Genomic DNA, 25,292 nt, shown 5'->3' with positions numbered 1-25,292 from the left:
CCGGTCCCGGGCGGGACTGGGATCCTGGTCCGGTGAGCCACGCACCGATGCCCGAGCGCCCCGACGTCCGCCTCGTGGTCGTCGACATGGACGGCACCCTGCTCGACGGCGACGGGCAGGTCCCGGACGGTCTCTGGCCGCTGCTGGACCGGATGCGGGAGGCCGGCGTCGTCTTCGCCCCCGCGAGCGGCCGTCAGTACGCCACCCTGGCCGCGATGTTCGCCCGCGCAGCCGAGGGCATGGTGTTCATCGCCGAGAACGGCGGCTACGTCGTCCGCGACGACGAGGAGGTCAGCGCGGCGACCCTGCCCGTCTCCCTGGTGACCGACGTCGTACGCCGGATGCGGGCGCTCGCGGACGACGGCACCGACCTCGGCGTGGTCGTCTGCGGCCGTCGCACGGCCTACGTCGAGCGGCACGACCGGGCCTTCCTCGACCACGTCGACCCCTACTACGCCAGCCTGACCGAGGTCGACGACCTGCTCGCGGTCGACGACACGGCGGTCAAGGTCGCCGTGTTCGCCTTCGGCGACCCGACCGAGCGGGTCGAGCCGGCGCTGGCACCGCTCCGGCCCGACCACCAGGTCGTGGTCTCGGGCGCGCACTGGGTCGACGTCATGGACGCCGCGGTGCACAAGGGCGTCGCGGTGCGCCGGCTGCAGGAGACGCTCGGGGTGACCGCGGCGCAGACGGCGGCGTTCGGGGACTACCTCAACGACCTCGAGATGCTCGACGAGGCCGAGCTGTCGTTCGCGATGGACAACGCGCACCCGGACGTCCTCGACCGCGCCCGGCACCGGGCGCCGGCCAACACCGAGGACGGCGTCGTGCGCACCGTCACCGCCCTGCTCGACCGGGCCTGACGACGCTCGCAGCCTCCGCGGGGTCCTCGGCCCAGCCCTGCAGCATCGGCAGCACCCGCGCCGTTGCCGAGCCCGGCTCGACGGTGTAGACCACCAGTCGCTGGTCGGGGTCGTGCGGCGTGCTGACGGCCTCGATCCCGAAGCGCAGCGGGCCGCCCACCGGGTGCGCCAGCAGCTTGTCGACCGAGGTGTGGTCGCGCACGTGGTGGTCGTCCCACCACCCCGCCACCTCCTCGCTGGCCCCGCGCAGCTCCGCGACCAGGGCGACCAGCCGCCGGTCCTCCGGCCGCCGGCCGACCTCGAGCCGCAGCCCGCCGACGGCCGCGGCGGCGAAGTGCTCCCAGTTGCCGATGAGCACCCGCGACGCCGGGTCGAGGAACAGCCAGCGCGCGAACGACGAGCCCGGTTCCATCGGGTCGCCGAGCACGGCCGTGAGCAGCCGGTTGCGTGCCAGCACCTGCGTACGCCGCCCCAGCAGCAGCACCGGCACGTGGTCCAGCGTGCTCATCAGCCGCAGCAGCCCGGGGTCGGCCTGCTGCGGCGCCTCGACCGACGCGCGGGGGCCGCGCGGGGCGGGCGCGGCCAGGTCGCGCAGGTGGGTCCGCTCGGTCTCGTCCAGGCGCAGCGCCCGGGCCAGCGCGTCGACCACGTCGTCGGTGACGGTCGACTGCCGGCCCTGCTCGAGCCGGCTGTAGTGGTCCGGGCTCAGACCGGCCAGCACCGCCAGCTCCTCCTTGCGCAGCCCCGGCACCCGGCGGGGCCCCGGGAAGGCCTGGATGCCGGCCTGCGCCGGGGTCAGCCGGTCCCGGCGGGAGCGCAGGAACGCCCCCAGGGCGGTGCGGTCACGAGGCACGGCACCACCGTACGGCGGGCCGCCGCCGCCTGCCTGGTCGTGCCGTGCCCCGGCAGCGCCGGCCCTGGTGGGGTCCGCGGGTGCGAGGTCGGATGGGGCCATGACCACCACCACCACCACACCCACCTCCCCCACGTCCCCGACCCTGCGCCTGGAGGGTCGGCACGCCCTCGTCACCGGCTCGACCAGCGGGATCGGCGCCGCGATCGCCCGCCGGCTGGCCGCCGAGGGCGCCCGCGTCGTCGTCAGCGGCCGCGACCACACCCGCGGTCGGGCCGTCGCCGAGGAGGTCGGCGGGACCTTCCTGCCGGTCGAGCTGACCGCCGCGGCCGGCGAGCTGCGCGCCTTCGCCGGGGCCGCCACCGACGCGCTCGACGGGCGGGTCGACGTGCTCGTCAACAACGCCGCCGTCTGCCCCGCGGTCACCACGCCGGACCTCAGCGACGCCGACCTCGACGCCGCCCTGTTCACCAACGTCCGGGCGCCGCACGTCCTGGTCGCCGCCCTCGCCCCGGCGATGGCCGCGCGCGGGTCGGGCGTCGTGGTCAACACCGGGTCCTGGATGGCCTCGGTCGGCAGTCCGTTCGTCGGTCTCTACGCCGCGACCAAGGCCGCCGAGCAGCAGCTCACGCGCAGCTGGGCGGCCGAGTTCGGGCCGTACGGCGTCCGCGTCAACACCGTCGCGCCGGGCGTCACCCGCACCCCGATCAACGAGGGCGACGGGGCGGTCCTGGACGCGATCGTCGCCGGCACGCCGGCCGGGCGCTCGGTGCGCCCCGAGGAGATCGCCCACGCGGTGGCCTGGTTGTGCTCCGACGAGGCCGCCGCGGTGCACGGGATCACGCTCCCGGTCGACGGCGGGATCGGCGCCACCCGGCCGATGTGAGGCCGGGCCAGGGCCGGGACTACGGCGCCAGCGGCAGGTCGAAGGTGAAGGCCGTGCCGCCGCCGTCCGCCGGCGTGCAGACGATGCTGCCGTCGTGCCGCTGCACCACCGTGCGGCAGATGGCCAGGCCGAGACCGGTGCCGGCGTAGTCCTGGTCGCCGGCGTGCGCGCGGTGGAAGCGCTCGAAGACGCGGTGGTGGTGCCCGTCCGGGACCCCGATCCCGTTGTCCTCGACCCGGACGACCAGACGGGCACCGGTCACGTGGGCGGAGAGCCGGACCCGCGGCTCGACCCCGGGGGCGACGTACTTGGCCGCGTTGCCCAGCAGGTTCGCCACGAGCTGCCGCACCAGGTCCGCGTCCACCAGCACCGGCGGCCAGGGGCCGTCGACGACCTCGGTGACGAGGTCGAGGTCCCCGGCCATCTCCTGGACGAGACCGCCCTGTCCGTCCAGGGCGGTGACGGCGAGGTCGAGCGCGCCTCCCTCGGCGTGCGCCTGGGCCAGCAGGTCGTCGATCAGGGAGGCCATCCGGTCCACCGCGCCCCGGGCCCGGTCCAGTGCCCGGTCCAGGGCGACCGGGTCCGCGCCGTCCTTCTTGGCCAGCTGGAGGCGGGCGAGGTCGACCCATCCGCCGACGGAGGTCAACGGGTTGCGGAGGTCGTGCGCGGCCACGGCGGCGAAGTCCGACAGCCGCGCACGCTGCTGGCGCTCCGCGGTGACCTCGCGGTAGACGACCAGGGAGGCCGTGGGCCCCGCACCCGGCACGCCCGAGGACAACGCGGCTGCGGTGATCGACAGGACCTTCTCGCCACCGCTGGCGTCCCGCAGCACGACGTCGACTGGAGCCACACGTCCCTCGTGCAGCGCACGCTGGGAGGGGTGCTCCTCGAAGGGCAGCGGTGTTCCGTCCGGGCGGAAGGCGAGGTACTCGCGGGAGGAGGAGCGGTACCCGGTCTCGGTGAGCGACAGCAGGCTCCGGGCGGCCTCGTTGGTCCGGAGGATCTCGCCTCCCAGGTCCAGCACCACGAGCCCCTCGTCCATGGCGTCGGTCATGGCGTCGAGCAGCTCGGCTCGTCGCGCCGTGTCCCGGTGCGCGTCGGTCAGCTGCGCGGTGAGGCCGTCCCGCTCGTCGCGGCCGGTCCCGACCGCGAGCACCGTGAGCAGCACCGTGAGCAGGAAGGCCTGGGTGACCAGCGCCTCGGACTGCGCGGTCGGCAGCACCCCGAACGGGCCCCGCCCGGCCAGGGTGAGCGCGACGGCCAGCGCACCGAGGGCGCCGGCGTGCACGGCCGCGACGAGCGTGCTGAAGCGCGAGGCCGCCCAGAGCGCCGGCACCATCGGCAGGAAGGCGAGGGGCAACCCGGCCTCCTGGCCGAAGACGGCCAGGTAGCCCACGAGGGAGACCACCACGAGGGCCGCGAGCTCGACCCTGCGTGCCGGGTCCACGAGCGGGCCGGCCGTGCCACCCCTGCGCTCGAGGACCCGTTCCCAGACCAGGTGCCCGATGGCGGCCACCACGACGAGGCCGGTCAGGTTGCGCGCCCACCAGTCCAGCGGCCCGGACCCCGGGCTGGACGCACCCGCGAGACCGAGGAGGGCGCTGCCGCTCAGGGCACCGGCCGCGGTCGCCAGCGCGACCGCCGCCACCCCGCGCGCGAGCACCCCGGGGTCATGGACGCTGCCGGCGCCACCGGCACCGAGCAGCTGCGGGCACCACCGGCGCACCAATGTCACCGCCAGGGCCGTCTGGCCGACGTTGACGACCACGGCCGTCGCGGTGACCACCGCCGGCGCACCGGTCCCCGCCATGACGAGCGTCAGCAACGCGGCGATCGCCAGCAGGCACCACGCACCGGCGGCCCGGCCCTCCTGCTGCAGCAGCCACAGGAACGCCGCTCCGGCTGCGGGCCAGACCAGGCTCAGGGAGTCGCCCCCGACGACGGTCAGCCGGCCCACCCAGGCCAGCAGGACGAAGGCGACGGCCCAGCCCGCGAAGCCGCGCACCGCCGCCGGTGCGGGGGTCAGCGCCACGGCTCGGAGCCCTCGACGACCCGTCGCTTCCTCACCACACGACAGTAGACGCTCCCCGGGCGGCCGGCAGGGCCTCGGGACCGGAAGGTCAGCGGCCCGGTCACCCGTGGCGACCGGGCCGGGAGCCCGCGGTCCCCCGGACCCGCTCCACCGCGGTCATCAGGTGGAAGACGACCAGCGCGGAAACGGTGCCCAGCGCGATCCCGGTGACCACGACGTCCTCGCCGCCGAGGCCGAAGCCCAGGGTCAGGTCGCCGATCCCGATCACGAGGGCGACGGCGGCGGTGAGCTGGTTGACCGGACGGGAGAAGTCGACCCGGTTGTCGATCCAGATCTTGACGCCGATGACGCCGATCAGGCCGTACAGCGCGACGGTCACCCCGCCCAGGACACCCGCCGGGATCGTGTTGACCAGCGCACCGAACTTCGGCGAGAAGCTCAGCAGCAGCGCCGTCACACCCGCGACCCAGTAGGCCGCGGTCGAGTAGACGCGCGTCGCCGCCATCACGCCGATGTTCTCGCCGTACGTCGTGGTGCCCGACCCGCCGCCGGCCCCGGCCAGCGTGGTGGCCAGCCCGTCGGCCAGCAGCGCGCGGCCGGTGAGCCGGTTGACCGACTCGTCGCCGGTGAGGTGGGCGACCGTGCGCACGTGGCCGACGTTCTCGGCGACCAGGACCAGCACCACCGGCAGGAAGGCCGGCAGCACCGACCACGCCACGGTCGGCGCGGTGAAGTCGGGCAGGCCGACCCAGGCGGCGTCCCCCACGGGGGCGAGGTCGACGACGCCGGTGACCGCGGCCACGGCGTACCCGACCGCGACGCCGATCAGGATCGAGAGCCTCGCTGCGAACCCGCGCAGGCCCACCGCGACCAGCAGCACCACGGCCAGCGTGACGACGGCGGTGAGCGGCGCCATCTCGACGTTGGCGGTCGCGGCGCCGGCGAGGTTCAGCCCGATCAGGGCGACGATCGCGCCGGTGACGACCGGCGGCATCAGCGCCTCGATCCAGCCGGTGCCGGTGACCAGGACCAGCGCGCCCACCGCGGCCAGCAGGAGCCCGGTGGCCAGCACGCCGAACAGGGCCGCCCCGGGGCCGCCGCCGCTGCTGGCGGCCGTGATCGGGGCGATGAAGGCGAAGGACGAGCCGAGGTAGCTCGGCAGCCGGTTCGCCGTGAGCAGGAGGAAGAGGATCGTGCCGACGCCGGAGAAGAACAGCGTCGCGGTCGGCGGGAAGCCGGTCAGCAGGGGGACCAGGAAGGTCGCGCCGAACATCGCCACGACGTGCTGCGCACCCAGGCCGATCGTCAGCGGCCAGCTGAGCCGCTCGCCGGGGCGGACGATCGCGTCGGGGGCCACCGAGCGCCCGTCGCCGTGCAGGGTCCAGGTCAGTCGCATGGGTGGCATCGTCCCCCTCCTCAGGCCTCGAACTGCACCCGGGCCACGTCGGTGGACACCGCGACGATCTGCGCCCGGTACTCCTGGTGCTCGGGGTCGACGTCGTAGGCCCGGTAGGCCGCCTCGTCCACCCAGTCGCTGGTGATGGCCGCGGACCACCCGCCGGCGCGGAGCCCGGCGTCCAGCCCGACCCGCACGTCCAGCTGGCCCGGCAGCCGCAGGGCGGCGATCCCGGCGAGGCCGGCCTCGAGCTCGGCCCGCGCGTGCTCGCGCGCCGCCGGGTCGGGCTGCTCGGAGGGGTCGGGCAGCCGGACGAGCACCACGTTGCGGATCACGCCAGGACCCTACGGCCGAGATGACGCTCGCGGCGCGTCGAGATGACGCTCGCGGCGCGCCGAGATGACGGTTCCGGCGCCACTCCCCCGGCCGCGGGGCCGGCGTCAGAGGACGGCGTCGGAGGACGGGTCGACGAGCACCTTGGCGTGCTTCTCGGCCCCGGCGAGGGCCACGAACGCCCCGGCCACGCCCTGGAGCCCGACCGTCCCGGTGACCAGCGGAGAGGCGTCGACCTCGCCCTCGGCCAGCAGGTGCAGCGTGTCGCGCAGCTCGAGCGGCGTGTAGCCGAGCACGAACCGCAGCTCGACCTCCTTGTTGACCGCCATCGAGGGGCGGATCCGGTCCGCGCCCATGCAGACACCGACGACCACGACCCGGGTGCCCATCGGCGCGCCCGACAGCACGCCGTCGATCATCCCGGGGTTGCCGACGCACTCGAAGACGACCGGGCGCGGCGCGTCCACGGCCCCGGCACGCTCGGCCGCACGGTAGAGGTGCACCCACCCCGGCACCTTGCGCAGCCGGTCCATCGACCCGACCGCCAGCTCGAACAGCTGCGGCGCCGTGCGGACGGTGCGCCGCGTCGAGGCGGCGTCGTACGGCGACTCCTCGCGCGGGTCGACGACGGTGTCCGCGCCGCACCGCAGCGCCAGGGCGCGCCGGGCGGCCGACGGGTCCGAGGCGACCACGCGTCGTACGCCGCGCGCCTTGAGGTGGCAGATCACGGCCAGGCCCACCGGGCCGCAGCCCAGGACGACCGCGACGTCGCGGCGTCCGACGTCGGCCTTGCGCACTGCGTGGAGGCCCACGGCCATCGGCTCGGTGAGCACGGCCACCTCCGGGGCGAGCCCGTTCGGCACCGCGAGGGTCATCGACCCCTGCGCCAGCACCTGCTCGGCGTACCCGCCCGGTGCCTGCGGGGAGAGACCGGTCAGGTGGACCGCGCCCGCCGCGCGGACCAGCGGGAAGGTCACCGCGAGCGTGCCCGGACGCAGCTCGCGCGGCACGCCGCGGCCGCGCTCGACGACCTCGCCGCAGATCTCGTGGCCGAGCACGGTGGGGCGGTCCGAGCGGATCGAGGCGTCGTACCCCACCTCGACCATGACCTCGTCGAGCTCGTCGGCGTGGTCCTTGGCGTGGAGGTCGGAGCCGCAGATCCCGCAGCGGCTGACCGCGAGCACGACCTGGCCGGCGGCCGGGCGGGGGTCGGGGAGGTCGACGACCTCCAGGTCGCCGTGGGCGCAGGAGACCGCCCTCATGCGCGGGCGACGGACGTCAGCGGATCAGCCATGGCCGGAGCATGCCACGCGCCGGAACCGTCATCTCGGGTGTCCGCGAGCGTCATCTCGGGTGTCCGCGAGCGTCATCTGGGCTGTCCGCAAGCGTCATCTCGGCTAGAAGCCGCAGACCGCCAGGGCCTGGCGGAGCAGCGTGCCCTGGCCGCCGGCCATCGCCTGCTGCACCTCGGGGTCGGCGGCCTGCTCGGGGGTGAACCAGGCCAGCTCGAGCGCGTCCTGCTGGGGGTGGCAGTCGCCCTCGACCGGCACGACGTAGGCCAGCGAGACGGCGTGCTGGCGCGCGTCGTGGAAGGGGGTGACGCCCCGGATCGGGAAGTACTCCGCGACGGTGAACGGCTGCGGGTGCGCGGGCAGCTTGGGCAGCGCGAGCGGGCCGAGGTCCTTCTCGAGGTGCCGCAGCAGCGCCGTGCGCACCCGCTCCTGGTAGAGCACCCGGCCGGAGATCAGCGCCCGGCTGATCTCGCCGTCGCCGCTGACGCGCAGCAGCAGGCCGAAGGCGGTGACCGTGCCGGTCTCGTCGACCCGGACCGGCACCGCGTCGACGTAGAGCATCGGCAGGCGCTCGCGGGCCGCCTCCAGCTCGTCGCGGCTCAGCCACTGGCTGCTGGACTCGGTGAACAGGTCGCTCATGGGTGTTGTCTACCGGACGGGGCCCGACCCACGAGCCGGGGGTCAGCGCCAGCCGAGCTCCGGGGCGACCTGGTTCACGACGACGTCGAGCACGTGGGCGCAGTAGTCGACCCCGAGCTGGTTGGGGATCGTCAGCAGCAGCGTGTCCGCCGCCGCGATGGCCTCGTCCTCGGCCAGGTCCCTGATCAGCGGCTCGAGCTCACCGGCGTACGTCTTGCCGAAGCGCGCCTTGCCGCCGTCGAGGTAGCCGACCTGGTCCTGGCCGCCGGCGGCCCCGAAGTACGCGCGGTCGAGGTCGTTGACGACCGGGAAGATGCTCCGGCTGACCGAGACGCGACCGTCGCGCTGGTGCCCGGCGTCGGCCCACGCCTTGCGGTACCGCTCGACCTGCTCGGCCTGCAGCTGGTGGAACGGCACCCCGGTGTCCTCGCTGAGGAGGGTGGAGCTCATCAGGTTCATGCCCTGCTCCGCGGTCCACTCGGCGGTGGCGCGCGTGCCGGCGCCCCACCAGATCCGGTCCCGCAGACCGGGGCTGTGCGGCTCGATGCGCAGCAGGCCCGGGGGGTTGGGGAACATCGGGCGCGGGTTGGGCTCGGCGAACCCCTGGCCCTGGAGCACCTCGAGCAGCACCTGGGTGTGCTGGCGGGCCATGTCGGAGGCGTCCTGGCCCTCGCCGGGGGCGTACCCGAAGTAGCGGTAGCCGTCGACGACCTGCTCCGGTGACCCGCGGCTGATGCCGAGCTGGAGCCTGCCGCCGGAGATGAGGTCGGCGGAGCCGGCGTCCTCGGCCATGTAGAGCGGGTTTTCGTAGCGCATGTCGATCACGCCGGTGCCGATCTCGATCCGGCTCGTGCGCGCCCCGACCGCGGCCAGCAGCGGGAAGGGCGAGGCCAGCTGGTTCGCGAAGTGGTGCACGCGGTAGTAGGCCCCGTCCGCCCCGAGCTCCTCCGCCGCGACCGCGAGGTCGATCGACTGCAGCAGCACGTCGGAGGCCGAGCGCGTCTGCGACTGCGGCGAGGGGGTCCAGTGCCCGAAGGACAGGAAACCGACCTTCTTCATGCAAGATTGAACAACATCACGGCCCATTTCTTCCCGAGCGCCCCGCGGGGGTCTCGGTCTACGGGGCCCCGACCGGGATCCGCTCGACCACCCGCGAGGGCTGCGTCCGCGCGTCGGCGGGGCGTTGGAGCAGCGCGACGTGGTCGACGGCCCACGGCCGCCCCTCGGGCCCGTCCAACGCGGCCAGCGCCGCCTCCAGGTCGGCCTCGGTGGTCGCCTCGTTGACCCGTGCCAGCGGGAGCAGCGGACGGAACACCCGGCGGTCGCAGAAGATCCCGACCTGCTCGATCGCGCCGAGCGTCGCCGAGACCACCGTCCGCAGCCCCGCCTCGTCGCCGACCAGGCGGACCTGGACACGGTCGTCGCCGATCGGCTCGAGGGCGACCCCGCCGTGCGTGCGCACCACCGGCCTGGGCAGGGGCGCGAGGGCCGCCGTGACCGCCGCGGCCAGGCGCCGGGCGTCGCGCGGGGTGAGGTTGCCCAGGGGGGTCACGGGCAGCAGGACCAGGTCCGGGTCGAGGAGGTCGAGGGGCGCCGGCCCGGCGGGCGTGGTGCGGGATCGCCCGAGCAGGCGCCCGACCCCACCGCCACGAGCCGGGGCCGGGGCCCGGAGGTCCCGCAGCAGGGCCGAGGCCTCGTCGACCAGGGCGGGGGGCGGGACGACGGCGAGGTGGAGCAGCACGTCCCGCAGGCTAGACGCCGCCGGCGGGCGGTGGTCCGGAACGCACCAGCTGGGTGCCAGCATCGGGGCATGGACCTCGACCGGCTGCAGACGACGCTGCGCGTACGGCCCGACGAGGCCTCGCACGACTGCGCCGACGCGATCGGCCGCGGCTCCCGCCCCGAGACGTTCCCGGGACGGGCGACCACGGCGAACCTGCTCACGATCTACCGGCGCCGCGCGGCGCACGTGGTCGCCGTCGGCCTCGAGCACGCCGGGTTCGACCGCACCGTCGACGACCTCGCGACCTGCGGTCACCCGGAGCTCCGCCTCGCCGAGGTCACCGACCACACGGCGGGCCGCCACTACGTGCTCTTCGTCGCCCCGGAGACCGACGACGTGGTCGCCTGCCTCTGGGTGCGGTCGGAGCGACCAGCCACGGGAGCGCAGGACCCCCTCGTGGACGACCCCGAGGACCCCGCCGTGCGCTGGCGCTTCCGCCACGTCGTGCGCAGCCGCGGGCTGCTGCTCTGCTCCGGCGTCACGGGCGTGCGCGCCGACGGCACGGTCGACCCCGACCCGGCGACCCAGTTCCACCAGGCGTTCGCGCACCTCGAGGCGGTCCTGGCCACCGCCGGCGCGACGACCGCCGACCTGGTCGAGCTGACGACCTACCACGTCGGGCTGCGCGAGCACTTCCTCGCGTTCGCCGCGGTCAAGGACGAGCACGTGCCCGCGCCGTACCCCGCGTGGTCGGCGATCGGGATCGCCGAGCTGGTCGTCCCGGGCACCCTGGTCGAGATCCGGGCCGTGGCCGAGGACCCGTTCAGCTGAAGTCGGTGCTCCGGCTGACGTCCTCCCAGGCGTCGAGGTCCTCGCGCAGCGCGCCCAGCGCCCCGCGGATGCCGTCGGAGGCGTCGTTGCCGAGCACGAGCAGGTACGGCGCCCGCCCCGACTCCACGACGTCGACCAGGGCGGTCGCCGCCTTCGCGGGGTCACCGGGCTGGGTGCCGTCGGTCGCGTCGTTCTCCCGCCGGCGCCGGCCCGCGGTGTCGGCGTAGTCGTCGATCGGGACGGCCGACTGCGTCAGCGAGCGACCGGAGAAGTCGGTCCGGAAGGCTCCGGGCTCGACGGCCATGGCGGTGATCCCGAGCGGGGCCACCTCCTTGCGCAGCGAGAGCGTCAGCGCCTCGACGGCGGCCTTGACCGCGGCGTAGTAGCCGGAGCCCTCCGGGCAGATCCGCGCCCCGATCGAGGAGAGGTTGACCACCGTGCCCGAGCGCCGGGCGCGCATCCCCGGCAGGACCGCCTTCGTCAGGCGCACGGTGCCGTGGACGTGGGTGTCGAAGAGGCGCAGCACGTCGTCGTGGTCGCCCTCCTCGAGGGCGGAGCGGTAGCCGTACCCGGCGTTGTTGACCAGCACGTCGACACCCCCGAAGCGCTCCTCGGCGGCGGCGACGGCCGTGGCCACCTGGGCGTCGTCGGTGACGTCGAGCGCCACCGCGAGCGCCCGGTCGGGGTGGGCGTCGGCCAGGTCCTGGACCGAGGACGCGTCACGGGCGGTGACGACGACCTGGTGGCCGCGGTCGAGGGCCTCGAGGGCGAAGGCCCGCCCGAGCCCGGTCGAGCATCCGGTGATGAACCACGTGGTCATGGTCTGTCCCTCCTGGTCGGTGGCGCGGCCGGCTGCGGCCGCTGACCCATGACGGTAGAAGTCACCCCTCCGGCGGGAGTGTCCGGGGCCCCCGCGTTGTTGCACCCCCTGACAGGCCGACGGAGCACCGGTGGCCGACCACCCCGACCCCCTCCCGGAGGCCCCCGTGATCGCCACACCGCCCGCCATGCCCGCCCGGCCCGTCCAGCCCGCCGTCGTCAAGACCGTGACCCACCTCGAGCCCGCCGTCCCCCGCCGGCGCCCCGGCCGGTCGGTGACGTCGCTGAGCACCCGCCGCACCCTGCGTACGGCCCCCGCCCCGTTCCGGATCGGCAGCATCGAGGTCGCCGGCCACGACGAGGAGCGCTGCGAGCACCGCTCGGGGTCGCTGCGGTGCGTCCGCGGGCCGCACGCCGACGCGCCCCAGGCCCACGTGCTGGTCGCCGGCGCGCCGGACCCCCACCACGCCACGCAGACCACCGCGGTCGCTGTCGCCGCACCGACCGCCTCCCGCGCGGCGGCCTGCTGCTGCTGACGCCGGCCCCCGCGTACGACGAAGCCCGGCCGCCCCTCTCGGGGCGACCGGGCTTCGTGCGTCACGGGAGCGTCAGGCGCGGGCGTCCGCCACGTCGTAGCGGTCGGCCATCATGACCTTGTCCCAGGCCTTGACGAAGTCGCGCACGAACTTCTCCTGGGCGTCGTCGGAGGCGTAGACCTCGGCGACCGCGCGCAGCTCGGAGTTCGAGCCGAACACCAGGTCGTTGCGGGTCCCGGTCCACACGACCTCGTCCGAGCCGTGGCGACGGGCCTCGAAGGAGTCGCGGTCGTCGCCGACCTGGCTCCACTCGAGGTCCATGCCGAGCAGCGTGCGGAAGAAGTCGTTGCTCAGCACGCCCTCGCGCTCGGTGAGCACCCCGGCCTTCGAGCCGCCGGTGTTGGCGCCGAGCACGCGCAGGCCGCCGACCAGGACGGTCAGCTCCGGCGCGCTCAGGCCGAGCAGGTTGGCCCGGTCGACGAGCAGGAACTCCGCCGGCAGCATCTGGCCCTTGCCGAGGTAGTTGCGGAAGCCGTCGGCGGTGGGCTCGAGCCAGGCCATGGAGGCCTCGTCGGTCTGCTCCTGCGTGGCGTCGGTACGCCCCGGGGTGAAGGGCACGGTGACGTCGTGGCCGCCGTCGCGGGCCGCCTTCTCGACACCGGCCGCACCGGCGAGCACGACCAGGTCGGCCAGCGAGATCTTCGCCCCGCCGGCGGCGTTGAAGTCGTCGCGGACACCCTCGAGGACCCGCAGCGCCTGCGCGAGCTCCTCGGGGTCGTTGACCGCCCAGCCGTTCTGCGGTGCGAGGCGCAGGCGCGCGCCGTTGGCGCCGCCGCGCTTGTCGCTGTTGCGGAACGTCGAGGCGGAGGCCCACGCGGTCGAGACCAGGCGGGAGACCGACAGGCCGGACTCGAGCACCTTCTCCTTCAGCGCGGCGACGTCGGCGTCCGAGACCAGCTCGTGGTCGACGGCCGGCACGCGGTCCTGCCAGACGAGCTCCTCGGTCGGGACCTCCTGGCCGAGGTAGCGCTGGATCGGGCCCATGTCGCGGTGGGTCAGCTTGAACCAGGCACGGGCGAAGGCGTCCGCGAACTCGTCCGGGTCGGCCAGGAAGCGGCGGCCGATCTCCTCGTAGACCGGGTCGACCTTGAGGGCGACGTCGGTGGTGAGCATCGTCGGCGGGCGCGAGAGCGAGCCGTCCTCGGGGTCGGGCACCGTGTTCGCGGCCGCACCGTCGGCCGGCTGCCACTGGTAGGCGCCGCCGGGGCTCTTGGTGAGCTCCCAGTCGAGGTTGTAGAGGTTCTCGAGGTACTTCATCGACCACTGCGTGGGCGTCTGGGTCCAGGTGACCTCGATGCCGCTGGTGATCGCGTCGCGGCCCTTGCCGGACCCGAAGGTGCTGCGCCAGCCGAGGCCCTGCTCGGTGAGGTCCGCGCCCTCGGGCTCGGGGCCGACGTGGGGCTCGGGGTCGCCGGCGCCGTGGGTCTTGCCGAAGGTGTGACCGCCGGCGATGAGGGCGAAGGTCTCCTCGTCGTTCATCGCCATCCGGCCGAAGGTCTCGCGGATGTCGCGGGCCGAGGCCAGCGGGTCCGGGTTGCCGTTCGGGCCCTCGGGGTTGACGTAGATCAGGCCCATCTGGACCGCGGCGAGGGGGCCCTGGAGCTCCCGGTCACCGGTGTAGCGCTCGTCGCCGAGCCAGGTGGTCTCGGGACCCCAGTAGACGTCCTCGTCGGGCTCCCACACGTCGGCACGGCCACCGGCGAAGCCGAAGGTGGGCAGGCCCATGTCCTCGAGCGCGACGTTGCCGGTGAAGACGATGAGGTCGGCCCAGGACAGGTTGCGGCCGTACTTCTGTTTGAGCGGCCACAGCAGGCGGCGCGCCTTGTCGAGGTTGGCGTTGTCGGGCCAGCTGTTCAGCGGGGCGAAGCGCTGCATGCCGGCGCCGGCGCCGCCGCGGCCGTCGGCCACGCGGTACGTCCCGGCGCTGTGCCAGGCCATCCGGATGAAGAACGGGCCGTAGTGGCCGTAGTCGGCCGGCCAGAAGTCCTGCGAGGTCGTCATGACCTGCTTGACGTCGGCCCGGAGCTCGGCGAGGTCGACGGTCTGGAAGGCCTCGGAGTAGTCGAAGTCCTCGCCCATCGGGTCGGCGGAGGGGTGGTGCTTGCGCAGGATCTTGACGTTCAGCGTCTCCGGCCACCACCGCTCGTTCGACGAGCCCTCGGTCGGGTGGCTCATCCGCCCGTGGGCCACCGGGCAGCCGCCGGCGTCCTGGGTGTTCATCTCTGCTTCGCGGGTCTCGTGGTTCTGCTCGGTCACGGGGTTCCTCTCGTTCGGGTGGACGGTCGGTCGGTTCGGGAAGGTCAGGTGGTGCGGGCGGCGCCGCAGGCTCCGCAGGTGCCCCAGAAGACGACCTCGGCCTCGTCGATGACGAAGCCGTGATCCTCGGAGGGGGTCAGGCAGGGCGCGGCGCCGACCGCGCAGTCGATGTCGGCCACGCTGCCGCAGGAGCGACAGACCACGTGGTGGTGGTTGTCGCCGGTACGCGCCTCGTAGCGGGCGACCGAGCCGGCGGGCTGGATGCGGCGGACGAGACCGGCGCCGGTGAGCGTGTGCAGCGAGTCGTAGACGGCCTGGTGGGACACCCCCGGCAGCTCGTCGCGCACGGCCCGCAGCACGGTGTCGGTGTCGGCGTGCGGGCGGGCGAGGACCGCGGCCAGCACGGCGGCGCGCTGCCGCGTCACGCGCAGCTCGGCGCCGCGCAGGGCCTGCTGGATCTCAGGGGTCGGCTGCACCCCTCGACCCTGCCCGCTTTTCTGGAATGAGTCAAGACAACGGGGTGGCGGGCCTCCGGAGGACATCGGTGGGCGTCGATGAGGAATCCCTCACCGACATCTCACGGTCACCTCACCGAGCCCCGTCAGAGTTCTCGACATCAGCCCCGGACACCGGGGACACACCCACCGAAGGAGAACCCGATGGCCAGGTCCGGCATCTTCACCGCCCTCACCCCCGCCGTCGCCGCCCGCGGCGACAACACCGACACCGGCAGCCGGGACGGCCGCCGCCGGCGTCGCCGTCGTCGCAACCGCCGCAGCCGGTCGCGCAACACGCGGACCAACTGACACGCCCCGCCCGCACCCGACAGGTGGCTCACCTCAGGAGCCACACGGCCGGCGCGGAGCGGGACCGCACGACCCGCAGCACCCACCAGCAGCACCCACCACGAACCCGAAGGAGCACCACCATGGCCAGGTCCGGCATCTTCACCGCCCTCACCCCCGCCGTCGCCGCCCGCGGCGACAACACCGACACCGGCAGCCGGGACGGTCGGCGTCGCCGCCGTCGTCGTCGCAACCGCCGCAGCCGGTCGCGCAACACGCGGACCAACTGACGCACCACGTCGCGTCCGCTCCCCCCGCGGACGGCCGAGGCCCCCGTACCGCCGATGGCGGTGCGGGGGCCTCGTGCGTGTCGGCACACACGGCCGGCACCCAGCGCCCGGAGGGGTCGATGCGAAGTGAGGTTAGCCTCACCTATCCTTGAGGCATGGAGCGTCGGCCGACCGGGGTGCCCCTGGCGTCGGTCGCCGACCTCAGCAGGTTCGGCGACCGCCTGGCGCTCGTCACGGGCACCGGGCTGGACGCCGGTGACGAGCAGGTCACCTACGCCGAGCTGGCCGACCGGGTGGCCGACGTCGGGCGTCGCCTCGGACCGGTGCGCCAGCTGGTGCTGGTGGCCATCGGCCGCGACGTGGCCTCGGTCGTCGCCTACCTCGGTGCGCTCGCCGCCGGTCACGTCGTGCTGCTGACCCAGGAGGCACCCGGGACCGTCGAGCGTCTCGTCGAGACCTACGACCCGGACGTGGTCGTGCGCCGCGGCGGCCTGCAGGTGGTGCGGGAGGGCAGCACGCACGACCTCCACCCGGATCTCGCGCTGCTGCTGTCCACCTCGGGCACGACCGGGGCGCCACGACTGGTGCGCCTCGGCGCCGGTGGCGTCCAGGCCAACGCCGAGGCGATCGCGGGCTACCTCTCCGTGCGGGACACCGACGTCGCCGTCACCACCCTGCCGCTGCACTACTGCTACGGGTTGTCGGTGCTGCACAGCCACCTCCTGCGTGGGGCCGCCGTCGTGCTGACGACGCTGTCGGTGGTCGACCCGTGCTTCTGGGAGCTCGTCGGTCGTCGCGGGGTCACCTCGCTCTCGGGCGTGCCGCACACCTTCGACCTGCTCGACCGCGTCGGCCTCGACTCCCGGCCCCTGCCCTCGCTGCGCTACCTGACCCAGGCCGGCGGCCGCATGGCACCCCACCTGGTGCGCCGCTGGGCCGAGGTCGGCCAGCGCCAGGGCTTCGACCTGTTCGTCATGTACGGGCAGACGGAGGCGACCGCCCGGATGGCGTACCTGCCGCCCGACCTCGCTCGCGAGCACCCCGGCGCGGTGGGCGTCCCGGTGCCCGGCGGCACCCTCCGCGTCGACGACCCCGACCCCACCACGGGCGTCGGGGAACTGGTCTACGCCGGACCCAACGTCATGCTCGGGTACGCCTCGTCGCGCGCCGACCTGGCGCGCCCCCGCGAGGTCACCGAACTGCGCACCGGCGACCTCGCCCGCCGTGACCCCGCCGGCCTCGTCGAGGTCGTCGGCCGCACCTCGCGCTTCGCCAAGCTGTACGGCGTGCGCGTCGACCTCGACAGCGTCGAGCACCTGCTCGGTGACGACGGCCTGACGGCGGCCTGTGCCTCGGACGACGACCGCCTGGTCGTCGCGGTCGTGGACCGCGACAGGCTCGACCAGCGGGGCCTGGTCGAACGGACGCGGGCGCGGGTGCTCGCGGCCACCTCCCTGCCGCCCCTGGCGGTCGTGGTCGTCCTGGTGGCCGACCTGCCACGGCTGCCCAGCGGCAAGCCCGACACCCGGGCCGTCCTCGCCCTGGCCGGCGGGACGCACACCGGGACCGACGTACGCGGCACGTTCGCGCTCGTCCTCGGCCGCGACCGGGTGGCCGACAGCGACACCTTCACCTCGTTGGGGGGCGACTCCCTGTCCTACGTCGAGATGTCGGTGCGCCTCGAGGAGCTGCTGGGCGACCTCCCGGCCCGCTGGCACGAGTGCACGGTGGGCGACCTGGAGGCGGGGCGCCGACCCGCCAGACCGCGGCGACGCGGCCGCACCCTCGAGACGGGCGTGCTCGTCCGGGCGGTCGCGATCGTCGCGGTCGTGGCGACCCACGGCAACCTGGTGAGCCTCACCGGCGGCGCGCACGTCCTCCTGGGCGTGATCGGCTTCAACGTCGCACGGTTCCACCTCACCGGCGCCCCGGCCGCCGAGCGGTGCCGGCGGCTGGTGCGGAGCGCGCTCCGGGTCGCCGTGCCCACCGTGGTGTGGGCCGGCGCGGTCACCGTGCTGACCGACGCGTACCCCTGGCGCACCGTCCTGCTGCTCAACGGCGTCGCCGGGCCCCGCGGGTGGGCCGAGCCGGCCTGGCACCTGTGGTTCGCCGAGGCCGCCGTCCTCACCCTGGCCGGTCTCGCGGTGCTGGTCGCGCTGCCGGCGGCGGACCGGGCCGAGCGGCGGTGGCCGTTCTGGTTCCCGGTGGCGCTGGCGGTGGCGGCGCTGAGCACGCGGTACGGCCTCGTCGAGCTGCGCGGCGGCGACGACATCCACCGCGCTCACGTGGTGTTCTGGCTGGTCGCCCTCGGCTGGGCCGCGGCACGGGCCACCTCGTGGTGGCACCGGGCCGTGGTGACGGTCCTGCTCGGGCTCACCGTGCCGGGGTTCTTCGCCGACCCCGGTCGGGAGGCGGTGGTCGTCCTCGGCCTGCTCGCCCTGGTCTGGGTGCCGACCGTCCGGCTGCCCACCCCGGTCGCGCGCCTGGTCGGGACCACGGCCGCCGCCTCGCTGTGGATCTACCTCACCCACTGGCAGGTCTACCCCCACCTCGAGGACCGGTGGCCGTGGGCTGCGGTCCTGGCCTCGCTCGTCGTGGGCGTCGTCGCCTGGCGCGCCTGGTCGGCGGGCTGGTCGGCGGCCCGGTCGGCGACCGGCCGGCCCTGGTCATGGCACCCGGTGCCTCAGCGCCGCGCCTCCGGCGGCGGACCCGCCAGCGCGGTGTCGCCGGACAGCAGCACCGGCCGAGACCCGGGCACCACGCCCACCGCGACGGTCGTCCCCGGGTCGTGACGCACGCCGTGCTGCTGCCAGGACCGCACCGCGCGGCCGGAGGGCAGCCGTACGTGGTGGAGGACGAAGGCCCCGTGGTACTCGACCCCCTCGACCCGCGCCGAGGAGCCCGGATCGGGGCGCAGGGCCACCTGGTGCGGCCGCAGCACCACCTCGACGTCGTGGTCGGTGTGCGCCCACCCCGGGACGGTGGACACGATGCCGATCTCGGAGGTCAGCAGGGCGTCGTGCACGTGCGCAGGCAGGAAGTCGGCCTCCCCCATGAAGGTCGCCACGAACCGGTTGACCGGGCTCTCGTAGACCTCGCGCGGCGACGCGACCTGCTCCACCCGCCCGTCGCGCAGGACGGCCAGCCGGTCTCCCAGGGACAGCGCCTCGTCCTGGTCGTGGGTGACGACGACGGCGGCGCTCCCGGTCTCGCGCAGCGCGGCGAGCGTGTCGGCACGCACCTGGGCGCGCAGGTTCTCGTCGAGGCTCGAGAACGGCTCGTCCAGCAGCACGACGGCGGGCCGGGGCGCGATCGCGCGGGCCAGCGCGACGCGCTGCTGCTCACCCCCGGACAGCTCGTGCGGGTGCCGGCCGGCGAGGTGGGCCAGGCCCACCAGGTCGAGCACCTCCCCCACGCGCTCGGCCCGCTGCGAGCGTGGGAGGGACGCCAGCCCGAAGGCGACGTTCCGACCGACGTCGAGGTGGGGGAACAGTGCATGGTCCTGGAACACCAGGCCGACGTGGCGACCCTCCGGCGGGACCGACCGACGCTCGGTCGCGGCGACCTCGCCGTCGATCAGGACCCGGCCGGCGTCCGGACGCTCGAGGCCGGCGATGAGGCGCAGCAGCGTCGACTTGCCGCAGCCCGACGGCCCGATGACAGTCAGCACCTCACCGGCGTCGAGGCTCAGGCTGAGGCGGCGGACGGCGTGCACCGTGCCGTAGCGCTTGTCGACCTCCTCCAGCGCCAGGGCCTGCGCCCCGGTCACCGGACCACCCGGGCCGACGGGTCGACCGCACGCGAGGAGTGGTTGAGGAGCACGACCGGGAGGACCGCGAGCGCGACGATGAGCAGCGCGGGCAGCGCGGCGCGCTCCCAGAAGTTCTCCGAGGCCAGCTCGTAGACCCAGACCGAGAGCGTGGTGAAGCCGAAGGGACGCAGCAGCAGCACGAGCGGCAGCTCCTTGACGGCGTCGATGAGGACCAGCGTCAGCGCCACGGCGACCCCGGGCCGCACCAACGGCAGGTGCACGCGGGTCAGCAGCCGGCCGGGACCCGCGCCGAGGCTCAGCGCGGACTGCGTCAGGGATGTGGGAACGCGCGAGAAGCTGGCGTCGACGGCCTGGTAGGCCGGACCGGTGAACCGCACGACGTAGGCCACCAGCACCCCCAGCACCGACCCGGTGACCAGCAGCCCGGTGCCGCCCTCGACCCCGAGGGCGACCAGGGCGTCGTCGGCGCCCTGGAACACCACGAGGACGCCGATGCCGACCACCGCGCCCGGGACGGCGTACCCGAAGGTGGTGACCTGCGCGGCTCCGCGCACGACCCTGCCGCCACCCAGGCGCAGCGCGTGCGCCACCAGCAGCGAGACGGTCACGCACGTCGCAGCCACGACCACCGCGAGCACCGCGCTGCTGACGAGACGGTCGGCGAAGCGGTCGTCGACCCCGGCCCCGGTGTCGTCGCCCAGGGCGGACAGCGCCCAGGTCACCAGGCGCACCACCGGCAGCGCGAAGGCCAGGGCCACCACGGAGGCCGCCGCCCCGGTCGCCACCCAGGCCCGGGGTCCGGTGAGGCGTCGCCGGGCCAGGCCGCTGCCGCGCCCGCCGCGCTGGGCGTAGCTGGCCCGGCCGCGCAGCGCCCGCTCCAGCGCGAGGACCACGACCGCGGCCAGCAGCACCAGCACGGCCACCGCGACCGCCGAGGCGAGGTCGAAGGAGCCCTTCCAGGCCAGGTAGACGCCCACGGAGAGGGTCCGTACGCCGAAGTACTGCACGGTCGCGAAGTCGGTCAGCGTCTCCATCATCACCAGCGCCAGGCCGGCCGCCAGCGACGGGCGCGCCAGCGGGAGCAGCACCACGCGGAAGGCCCGCGCCCGTCCGGCGCCCAGGCTGCGCGCGGCGTCGTACGCCGTCGGCGCCAGCTCGAGGAACGCCGCCCGCGTCGTGAGGTAGACGTAGGGGTAGAGCGTCAGCACCAGCACCGCGGCGGCTCCGACGACCGAGCGGACCGGCAGGCCGTCGGAGCCGACACCCAGGTCGTCGCCGAGCACCGACCGCAGCGCCGTCTGCACCGGGCCGGCGTAGTCGAAGGTGGACAGGAACACGAAGCCCAGGATGTAGGCCGGCATCGCCAGTGGCAGCACCAGCAGCCAGGCCAGGGTCCGGCGCAGCGGGAAGTCGTAGGCGGTCACCAGCCAGGCGAGCCCCGTGCCGAGCACGCCGGTGCCGACGGCCACCAGCCCCAGCAGGAGCGCGGTGGTCGCGATCATCTCGCCGGTGCCGCCGGGGGCGGTGAGCCCGTCACCGGCCACGGCGACGGCCGCGACCCCGACCACGGGGCTGGCGACCACGGCCGCGACGAGGAGGACGAGCAGCGACCAGCCGCGTCTGCCTGCCCCGCCGGGGAGGCGGGCCAGGGGGTGCGTCACCGGTAGCCGGCGGCGTCGAGGACCTCGACCGCGTCCGCGTTCAGCGAGCCGTAGGCCGCGGCGTCGACCGGCATCCGCTCGAAGTCGCCGAAGCCCGCGATCAGCTCCTCGGGCGCCACGTCCGGGTTCACCGGGAACTCGTGGTTGTCGTCGACGAACTGGCTCTGCCCGTCGGTGGCCAGCCACTCGACGAGCTGCTGGGCCTCGGCCGGGGAGTCGGACTCGGCGACGACGCCGGCGCCGGAGATGTTGACGTGCGCCCCGTCGCCCTCCTGGCTGGCCCAGTAGATCTCCACACCGAGGTCGGGGTCCTCCTCGAGCAGGCGCGCGAGGTAGTAGTGGTTGGTGATGCCGACCTCGCACCCACCGGCGTCGATGGCCTCGAGCAGCTCGATGTCGTTGCTCATCACCTCGACGTCGTTGGCCACCCAGCTCTCCACGATCTCCTGGGCGCGCTCACGGCCGTGCAGGTCGATCAGGCTCGCCACCAGCGACTGCGTGTAGGAGGAGGTCTCGTCGCGCATGCAGATCCTGCCCTGCCACTGCGGGTCGCCGAGGCCGGCGTAGGTGTCGGCGGCGTCGAGCTCCGCCGGGTCGACCGCCTCGGGGTCGTAGACGACGGTGCGGGCTCGCATCGACAGACCGGCCCAGCGACCCTCGGGGTCCCGGAGGTCCCTCGGCACGGCCTCCTCGAGCACGGCGGAGTCCATGACGGCGAGCTGGTCCTGCTCGGCGGCGTTCCACAGCATGCCCGCGTCGACGGTCATGAAGACGTCCGCGCTGGTGTCGTCACCCTCCGCCTTGAGCCGCTCGAGCAGCTCGGCGTCGTCGCCGTCGAGGAACTCCACGGTCAGGCCGGTGTCCTCGGTGAAGTCCGCGAACGCCGCCTCGAGGTCGTAATGGCGGGCGGAGTAGACCTGCAGGTCCGCCTCCTCGCCACCGAGGCCGCAGGCCGAGAGGGGCAGGAGCGGCAGGGCGGCGATCGCGATCAGCAGACGGCGCATTCTCAGGGCTTTCGTCAGGTCGGACAGGCTGGAGTGAGGTTAGCCTGCCCTTGGTATCCGCGCGCCACCGCGTGGCCTCGGCCTCACGACCGGGGCTCGCCGTCGCCGACGGCACCAGGACCACGACGCGGGACGCCGTCCCCAGACAGGGTCGACGGCCGCGGACCAATGCGGCCACGCGAGGGGGAGGATCGGAGCCGCCTGTCGGAATCGAACCGACGACCTTCTCATTACGAGTGAGACGCTCTACCGACTGAGCTAAGGCGGCGTGCAGGTCGACCGGCACCGCTGGGCACCGTGACGAGCAACGCCCGGAGCATACAGACGCCCACCGTGCGCCGCGAAACCGCCGTCGGGGACCATCGACCGGTGAGCCCGTCGACCCCCGCGCCCCGTACCTCGACCCGCACCGCGCCCCGTCCGGCCGGCCCCCGGTCCCTGCTCGCCCTGCTCGGGTTCCTGGCCGCGGTCGCGGTGGCCGCAGGACTCGGCGGGATCGCGGCGGGGTCGGCCGGCTCGGAGTACGCCCGCCTCGCCCAGCCGTCCTTCGCGCCGCCGTCCTCGGTCTTCGGGCCGGTGTGGACGGTGCTCTACGTGATGATCGCGGTCGCGGGGTGGCTGGTCTGGCGCCGCGTCGGGTGGGACCGCGCGACCACCGCGTGGGCGGTGCAGCTGGTGCTGAACGCCGCCTGGACGCCGCTGTTCTTCGGCGCCGGCCTCTACGGCGTCGCCCTGGTCGAGATCGTGGTGCTGCTGGTCGCGATCGTCGTCACCGTCGCGCTCTTCCTGCCGCGCAGCCGCCCGGCGGCGTGGCTGATGGTCCCGTACCTCGCGTGGGTCCTGTTCGCGACCGCGCTCAACGCCTCGATCTGGTGGCTCAACCGCTGAGGCCGCGGTCGTCCCGCGTAGCAAACACCCGTCCCGCCGCCGCGACCCCCGCGTCGCCGCAGGTCAGCGAGCCAAGGACTGCCGGCGAGTCGCGGTCACTACGCAGGACGCTCCCGGACCAGGCAGGCTGAGGCCATGAACGCGGCGGCTGCGGCCCGGGTGGTCGGTCTGTGGCGCTACCCGGTGAAGTCGATGGGCGGCGGGCCCGTCGACGAGGTCCGGCTCGGACCGCGCGGTGTCGTGGGCGACCGGCTGTGGGCGGTGCGCGACCTCGAGGACGGGCGGGTGGCGACGGCCCGGCGGCTGCCGGCCCTGCTCACCTGCCGCGCCCGCTTCACCAACGAGCCACCGGCGGACGTCGGGCCAGGCCGTGCCTGGCCGGTCGTCGTGACGCTGCCCGACGGTGCCGAGGTCGGCAGCGCCGACCCCCGGGTCCACGACGCGCTCACCGAGGTCCTCGGCCGACCGAGCCGCCTCGAGCCGCTCCCACCGCTCACCGACCGGCGCGCCCACCGGGGCGGGCTGCGGACGGCGGCGGCGATCCGGCGCGAGCTCGGCCTCGACCCCGACGAGCCGCTGCCCGACCCGTCGTTCCTCGACGCGCGCACGCTGGCACGGCTCGCGGTCTGGAGCACACCGCCGGGCACCTTCGCCGACGTGGCCGGGCTGCACCTGCTGACCACCACCAGCCTGGCCACGCTCGCGGCGGCGGGGGTCGACGCCGACGTCCGGCGCTTCCGACCGACCGCGCTCCTCGAGCCGGTCGGCACCGGCCGGGAGCAGGCGTACCCCGAGCGGGCGTGGGTGGACCACGACCTCGCGCTCGGGGACGCCCGGGCGTCGGTCACGATGCCGACGATCCGCTGCGTCGTGCCCGGGCACGCCCAGGCCGACGGGATCGCGGAGGACCGCGGGGTCAGCCGCGCGGTCGCCCGCGAGGCGGGCCGCTTCCTGGGTGTCTACGCCGAGGTGCGGGACGGCGGTTCGCTGCGGGTCGGCGACGAGGTGGCCTCGCTCGGCCGGACCCCGGTGCCGCGGGCGGCCCGGGTGGCCGGGCCCGTCGTACGACGGGTCGCCCGGCCGGCGCTGCGCCTCGGCGCCCGGCTGCTGCCCTGAGGGCAGCCGCAGGTGGGTCAGGCCGCGATGCGGGGCATGACCTGGTCGACGTGCGCGGTCTCGAAGGACTGCACGTCGCCGCACCAGCAGCGGTAGGAGACCTCGACGCCGTGGGCGGTGGTCGTGATGCCGGCGAGCTGGCTGGGGAAGACGAGCTGACGGCGCTCGCAGGTGGTGCAACGGCGGGTGAACACGGTGAGGACCTCCTCGGTGGTGGATCGGGGACTCCCCCAGTGTGACCGTCTTCAACCTCCAGGACCAGCCTTGCTTTCCTTGAGGAGCCCCAGGAATCTCCTATGATGTGAGAGTGCTCTCCCTGCATCAGCTCACCTGCTTCCTCGCCACCTACGAGCACGGCTCCCTGACCGCCGCCGCGGACGAGCTCGGCTACGCCCAGCCGTCGGTGTCCGAGCAGGTCAGAGCACTGGAGAAGACCCTCGGGGTCCAGCTGTTCCGCCGGGTCGGGCGGGGCGTGGTGGCGACCACGGTGGCGGACACGCTGCGCCCCCACGCCGAGCAGGTGCTGGCCGCCGTCGAGGAGGCCCGACGCGCGGTCCAGCGCGCCCGCACCCTGCAGACCGGCACCATCCGGTTCGGGATGTTCGGCACCGCCCGCCTCTACGCCGGGGCCGACCTGGTCGCCGACGTCCTCGAGCGGCACCCGGGGGTGCGCGTCGAGCTGGTGGGGCAGAACTCCTCCGACGTCTTCGAGGACCTGCGCCGGGGTCGGATCGAGGCCGCGATGATCGCGGTGCCCGGACTCACCGGCGAGGGCATGACGGTCACCCCGGTCGCGCGCGACGAGCTGGTCTACGTCAGCGCCGACCCCGAGCGGCTCACCAGCCCGGTCACCGCCCAGCGCCTGGCGCGCGCCTCCCTGGTGATGCCGGAGACGACCTGGCGCGCGGAGGACTCGACCCGGATCGTGCTCCGCCAGATGCTCCACGAGACCGGCCGCAACCCCACGACCCGGATCGAGGTCGAGGACGTCGAGACCGCCGTCGAGCTCGCCGGGCGCGGCCTGGCCGACACCATCATCCCGCGCGGGGCGGTGGACCAGCTGCTCCCGCGTCTGGCCCCCAACGCCGGCTTCGTCAGCCTGCGCCCCCGGCAGTACGACACGCTGGCCATCGTGCACCGCGCCGGCGCGGTGCTCAGCCCAGCCGCGCAGCTGATGATCGAGCTGGCCACCGCGCGGATCCGGTCGATCGCCGAGCCGGTCACGCCGCGCTGAGGCTCGCCTGCGCCGGACACGGC

General features: G+C 74.6%; 25 protein-coding genes and 1 tRNA gene. 10 read left to right on the top strand and 16 right to left on the bottom strand.

All coding sequences use genetic code 11. From position 1 onward, the window contains the following. The first annotated feature begins 32 nt into the window (after positions 1-32). Complete coding sequence (locus GV155_RS02710) at positions 33-863, top strand: Cof-type HAD-IIB family hydrolase (protein ID WP_201300034.1); 831 nt, start codon at positions 33-35, stop codon at positions 861-863. On the opposite strand, the gene GV155_RS02705 is transcribed toward GV155_RS02710, so the two are convergent. Beyond that, on the bottom strand, positions 838-1,716 hold the full coding sequence (locus GV155_RS02705; protein ID WP_160005006.1) for a helix-turn-helix transcriptional regulator: 879 nt from the start codon (positions 1,714-1,716) through the stop codon (positions 838-840). The two genes, GV155_RS02710 and GV155_RS02705, sit on opposite strands and share 26 nt — an antisense overlap. A gap of 100 nt (positions 1,717-1,816) precedes the next feature. Here GV155_RS02705 and GV155_RS02700 point away from each other — a divergent pair, with 100 nt between their 5' ends. Further along, positions 1,817-2,602 (top strand): SDR family NAD(P)-dependent oxidoreductase, encoded by a 786-nt coding sequence (locus GV155_RS02700; protein WP_160005004.1) that lies wholly within the window; start codon positions 1,817-1,819, stop codon positions 2,600-2,602. 19 nt (positions 2,603-2,621) lie between these two features. Here GV155_RS02700 and GV155_RS02695 read toward each other — a convergent pair whose 3' ends face one another. The 7 genes from GV155_RS02695 to GV155_RS02665 all read right to left on the bottom strand — a co-directional run bounded on the left by GV155_RS02695 (position 2,622) and on the right by GV155_RS02665 (position 10,035). Next, positions 2,622-4,634 carry a sensor histidine kinase gene (locus GV155_RS02695; protein WP_160005002.1) on the bottom strand — a complete coding sequence of 671 codons (2,013 nt, stop codon included), beginning with the start codon at positions 4,632-4,634 and terminating at the stop codon, positions 2,622-2,624. 100 nt (positions 4,635-4,734) lie between these two features. Further along, positions 4,735-6,039 (bottom strand): uracil-xanthine permease family protein, encoded by a 1,305-nt coding sequence (locus tag GV155_RS02690; protein ID WP_236553883.1) that lies wholly within the window; start codon positions 6,037-6,039, stop codon positions 4,735-4,737. An 11-nt stretch (positions 6,040-6,050) separates the two neighbouring features. Continuing rightward, complete coding sequence (locus GV155_RS02685) at positions 6,051-6,365, bottom strand: Dabb family protein (protein WP_201300033.1); 315 nt, start codon at positions 6,363-6,365, stop codon at positions 6,051-6,053. A gap of 105 nt (positions 6,366-6,470) precedes the next feature. Continuing rightward, positions 6,471-7,625, bottom strand: a complete 1,155-nt coding sequence (locus tag GV155_RS02680) for a zinc-binding dehydrogenase (protein ID WP_160005000.1) — start codon at positions 7,623-7,625, stop codon at positions 6,471-6,473. A gap of 135 nt (positions 7,626-7,760) precedes the next feature. Beyond that, positions 7,761-8,294 carry an NUDIX hydrolase family protein gene (locus GV155_RS02675; RefSeq protein WP_160004998.1) on the bottom strand — a complete coding sequence of 178 codons (534 nt, stop codon included), beginning with the start codon at positions 8,292-8,294 and terminating at the stop codon, positions 7,761-7,763. A gap of 42 nt (positions 8,295-8,336) precedes the next feature. Further along, positions 8,337-9,353: an LLM class flavin-dependent oxidoreductase gene (locus GV155_RS02670; RefSeq protein WP_160004996.1), complete on the bottom strand. Its 1,017-nt coding sequence runs from the start codon at positions 9,351-9,353 to the stop codon at positions 8,337-8,339. 58 nt (positions 9,354-9,411) lie between these two features. After that, a complete protein-coding gene (locus GV155_RS02665) occupies positions 9,412-10,035 on the bottom strand; it encodes a hypothetical protein (RefSeq protein ID WP_160004994.1) in 624 nt (207 codons plus the stop codon). Between the two features lie 69 nt (positions 10,036-10,104). Between GV155_RS02665 and GV155_RS02660 the strand changes: the two genes are divergently transcribed. Continuing rightward, entirely contained in the window at positions 10,105-10,848 is a 744-nt protein-coding gene (locus GV155_RS02660) for a RidA family protein (protein WP_160004992.1), read from the top strand. On the opposite strand, the gene GV155_RS02655 is transcribed toward GV155_RS02660, so the two are convergent. Next, entirely contained in the window at positions 10,841-11,668 is an 828-nt protein-coding gene (locus tag GV155_RS02655; protein WP_160004990.1) for an oxidoreductase, read from the bottom strand. The genes GV155_RS02660 and GV155_RS02655 overlap by 8 nt on opposite strands. Positions 11,669-11,855: 187 nt before the next feature. Between GV155_RS02655 and GV155_RS02650 the strand changes: the two genes are divergently transcribed. Continuing rightward, the gene (locus GV155_RS02650) at positions 11,856-12,203 is read left to right on the top strand and encodes a hypothetical protein (RefSeq protein ID WP_160004988.1); all 348 of its coding nucleotides are present in this window, start codon (positions 11,856-11,858) and stop codon (positions 12,201-12,203) included. A gap of 72 nt (positions 12,204-12,275) precedes the next feature. Here GV155_RS02650 and katG read toward each other — a convergent pair whose 3' ends face one another. Both katG and GV155_RS02640 read right to left on the bottom strand, forming a co-directional pair. After that, complete coding sequence (gene katG, locus GV155_RS02645; RefSeq protein ID WP_160010739.1) at positions 12,276-14,483, bottom strand: catalase/peroxidase HPI; 2,208 nt, start codon at positions 14,481-14,483, stop codon at positions 12,276-12,278. An 80-nt stretch (positions 14,484-14,563) separates the two neighbouring features. Then, positions 14,564-14,995 (bottom strand): Fur family transcriptional regulator, encoded by a 432-nt coding sequence (locus GV155_RS02640; RefSeq protein WP_236553881.1) that lies wholly within the window; start codon positions 14,993-14,995, stop codon positions 14,564-14,566. A gap of 183 nt (positions 14,996-15,178) precedes the next feature. On the opposite strand from GV155_RS02640, the gene GV155_RS02635 reads away from it, so the two are divergent. From GV155_RS02635 to GV155_RS02625, 3 genes are all read left to right on the top strand, one after another. Beyond that, entirely contained in the window at positions 15,179-15,325 is a 147-nt protein-coding gene (locus GV155_RS02635) for a hypothetical protein (protein WP_160004984.1), read from the top strand. Between the two features lie 122 nt (positions 15,326-15,447). Beyond that, positions 15,448-15,594 carry a hypothetical protein gene (locus tag GV155_RS02630; protein WP_160004984.1) on the top strand — a complete coding sequence of 49 codons (147 nt, stop codon included), beginning with the start codon at positions 15,448-15,450 and terminating at the stop codon, positions 15,592-15,594. Positions 15,595-15,749: 155 nt separating this feature from the next. Beyond that, a complete protein-coding gene (locus GV155_RS02625) occupies positions 15,750-18,386 on the top strand; it encodes an AMP-binding protein (protein WP_160004982.1) in 2,637 nt (878 codons plus the stop codon). Here GV155_RS02625 and GV155_RS02620 read toward each other — a convergent pair. From GV155_RS02620 to GV155_RS02605, 4 genes are all read right to left on the bottom strand, one after another. After that, positions 18,278-19,363, bottom strand: a complete 1,086-nt coding sequence (locus GV155_RS02620; RefSeq protein WP_160004980.1) for an ABC transporter ATP-binding protein — start codon at positions 19,361-19,363, stop codon at positions 18,278-18,280. The two genes, GV155_RS02625 and GV155_RS02620, sit on opposite strands and share 109 nt — an antisense overlap. Further along, the gene (locus GV155_RS02615) at positions 19,360-21,027 is read right to left on the bottom strand and encodes an ABC transporter permease (RefSeq protein ID WP_160004978.1); all 1,668 of its coding nucleotides are present in this window, start codon (positions 21,025-21,027) and stop codon (positions 19,360-19,362) included. Before GV155_RS02615 ends, GV155_RS02620 begins: the two co-directional genes overlap by 4 nt. Then, positions 21,024-22,031, bottom strand: a complete 1,008-nt coding sequence (locus GV155_RS02610; protein ID WP_160004976.1) for an extracellular solute-binding protein — start codon at positions 22,029-22,031, stop codon at positions 21,024-21,026. The genes GV155_RS02615 and GV155_RS02610 overlap by 4 nt, the downstream gene beginning before the upstream one ends. Before the next feature lie 195 nt (positions 22,032-22,226). Further along, a tRNA-Thr gene (locus GV155_RS02605) sits at positions 22,227-22,299 on the bottom strand. 101 nt (positions 22,300-22,400) lie between these two features. Between GV155_RS02605 and GV155_RS02600 the strand changes: the two genes are divergently transcribed. Continuing rightward, on the top strand, positions 22,401-22,919 hold the full coding sequence (locus GV155_RS02600; RefSeq protein ID WP_160004974.1) for a TspO/MBR family protein: 519 nt from the start codon (positions 22,401-22,403) through the stop codon (positions 22,917-22,919). A gap of 135 nt (positions 22,920-23,054) precedes the next feature. Continuing rightward, positions 23,055-24,035 (top strand): MOSC N-terminal beta barrel domain-containing protein, encoded by a 981-nt coding sequence (locus GV155_RS02595; protein ID WP_160004972.1) that lies wholly within the window; start codon positions 23,055-23,057, stop codon positions 24,033-24,035. Positions 24,036-24,052: 17 nt separating this feature from the next. Here GV155_RS02595 and GV155_RS02590 read toward each other — a convergent pair whose 3' ends face one another. Then, entirely contained in the window at positions 24,053-24,229 is a 177-nt protein-coding gene (locus GV155_RS02590; RefSeq protein WP_160004970.1) for a hypothetical protein, read from the bottom strand. A 113-nt stretch (positions 24,230-24,342) separates the two neighbouring features. On the opposite strand from GV155_RS02590, the gene GV155_RS02585 reads away from it, so the two are divergent. Next, positions 24,343-25,269: a LysR family transcriptional regulator gene (locus tag GV155_RS02585; protein WP_160004968.1), complete on the top strand. Its 927-nt coding sequence runs from the start codon at positions 24,343-24,345 to the stop codon at positions 25,267-25,269. The last annotated feature ends 23 nt before the right edge of the window (positions 25,270-25,292 follow it).

It is taken from the genome of Nocardioides sp. AX2bis, from assembly GCF_902506435.1.
GTDB lineage: Bacteria > Actinomycetota > Actinomycetes > Propionibacteriales > Nocardioidaceae > Nocardioides.
This window is presented reverse-complemented; position numbering and strand designations above follow the sequence as displayed.

Coding starts and splice junctions, on each gene's coding strand:
- GV155_RS02700 (WP_160005004.1), top strand. CDS start 1,817: ATGACCACCACCACCACCACACCCACCTCCCCCACGTCCCCGACCCTG.
- GV155_RS02690 (WP_236553883.1), bottom strand. CDS start 6,039: ATGCCACCCATGCGACTGACCTGGACCCTGCACGGCGACGGGCGCTCG.
- GV155_RS02680 (WP_160005000.1), bottom strand. CDS start 7,625: ATGAGGGCGGTCTCCTGCGCCCACGGCGACCTGGAGGTCGTCGACCTC.
- GV155_RS02675 (WP_160004998.1), bottom strand. CDS start 8,294: ATGAGCGACCTGTTCACCGAGTCCAGCAGCCAGTGGCTGAGCCGCGAC.
- GV155_RS02670 (WP_160004996.1), bottom strand. CDS start 9,353: ATGAAGAAGGTCGGTTTCCTGTCCTTCGGGCACTGGACCCCCTCGCCG.
- GV155_RS02660 (WP_160004992.1), top strand. CDS start 10,105: ATGGACCTCGACCGGCTGCAGACGACGCTGCGCGTACGGCCCGACGAG.
- GV155_RS02655 (WP_160004990.1), bottom strand. CDS start 11,668: ATGACCACGTGGTTCATCACCGGATGCTCGACCGGGCTCGGGCGGGCC.
- GV155_RS02650 (WP_160004988.1), top strand. CDS start 11,856: ATGCCCGCCCGGCCCGTCCAGCCCGCCGTCGTCAAGACCGTGACCCAC.
- katG (WP_160010739.1), bottom strand. CDS start 14,483: ATGAACACCCAGGACGCCGGCGGCTGCCCGGTGGCCCACGGGCGGATG.
- GV155_RS02635 (WP_160004984.1), top strand. CDS start 15,179: ATGGCCAGGTCCGGCATCTTCACCGCCCTCACCCCCGCCGTCGCCGCC.
- GV155_RS02630 (WP_160004984.1), top strand. CDS start 15,448: ATGGCCAGGTCCGGCATCTTCACCGCCCTCACCCCCGCCGTCGCCGCC.
- GV155_RS02625 (WP_160004982.1), top strand. CDS start 15,750: ATGGAGCGTCGGCCGACCGGGGTGCCCCTGGCGTCGGTCGCCGACCTC.
- GV155_RS02610 (WP_160004976.1), bottom strand. CDS start 22,031: ATGCGCCGTCTGCTGATCGCGATCGCCGCCCTGCCGCTCCTGCCCCTC.
- GV155_RS02595 (WP_160004972.1), top strand. CDS start 23,055: ATGAACGCGGCGGCTGCGGCCCGGGTGGTCGGTCTGTGGCGCTACCCG.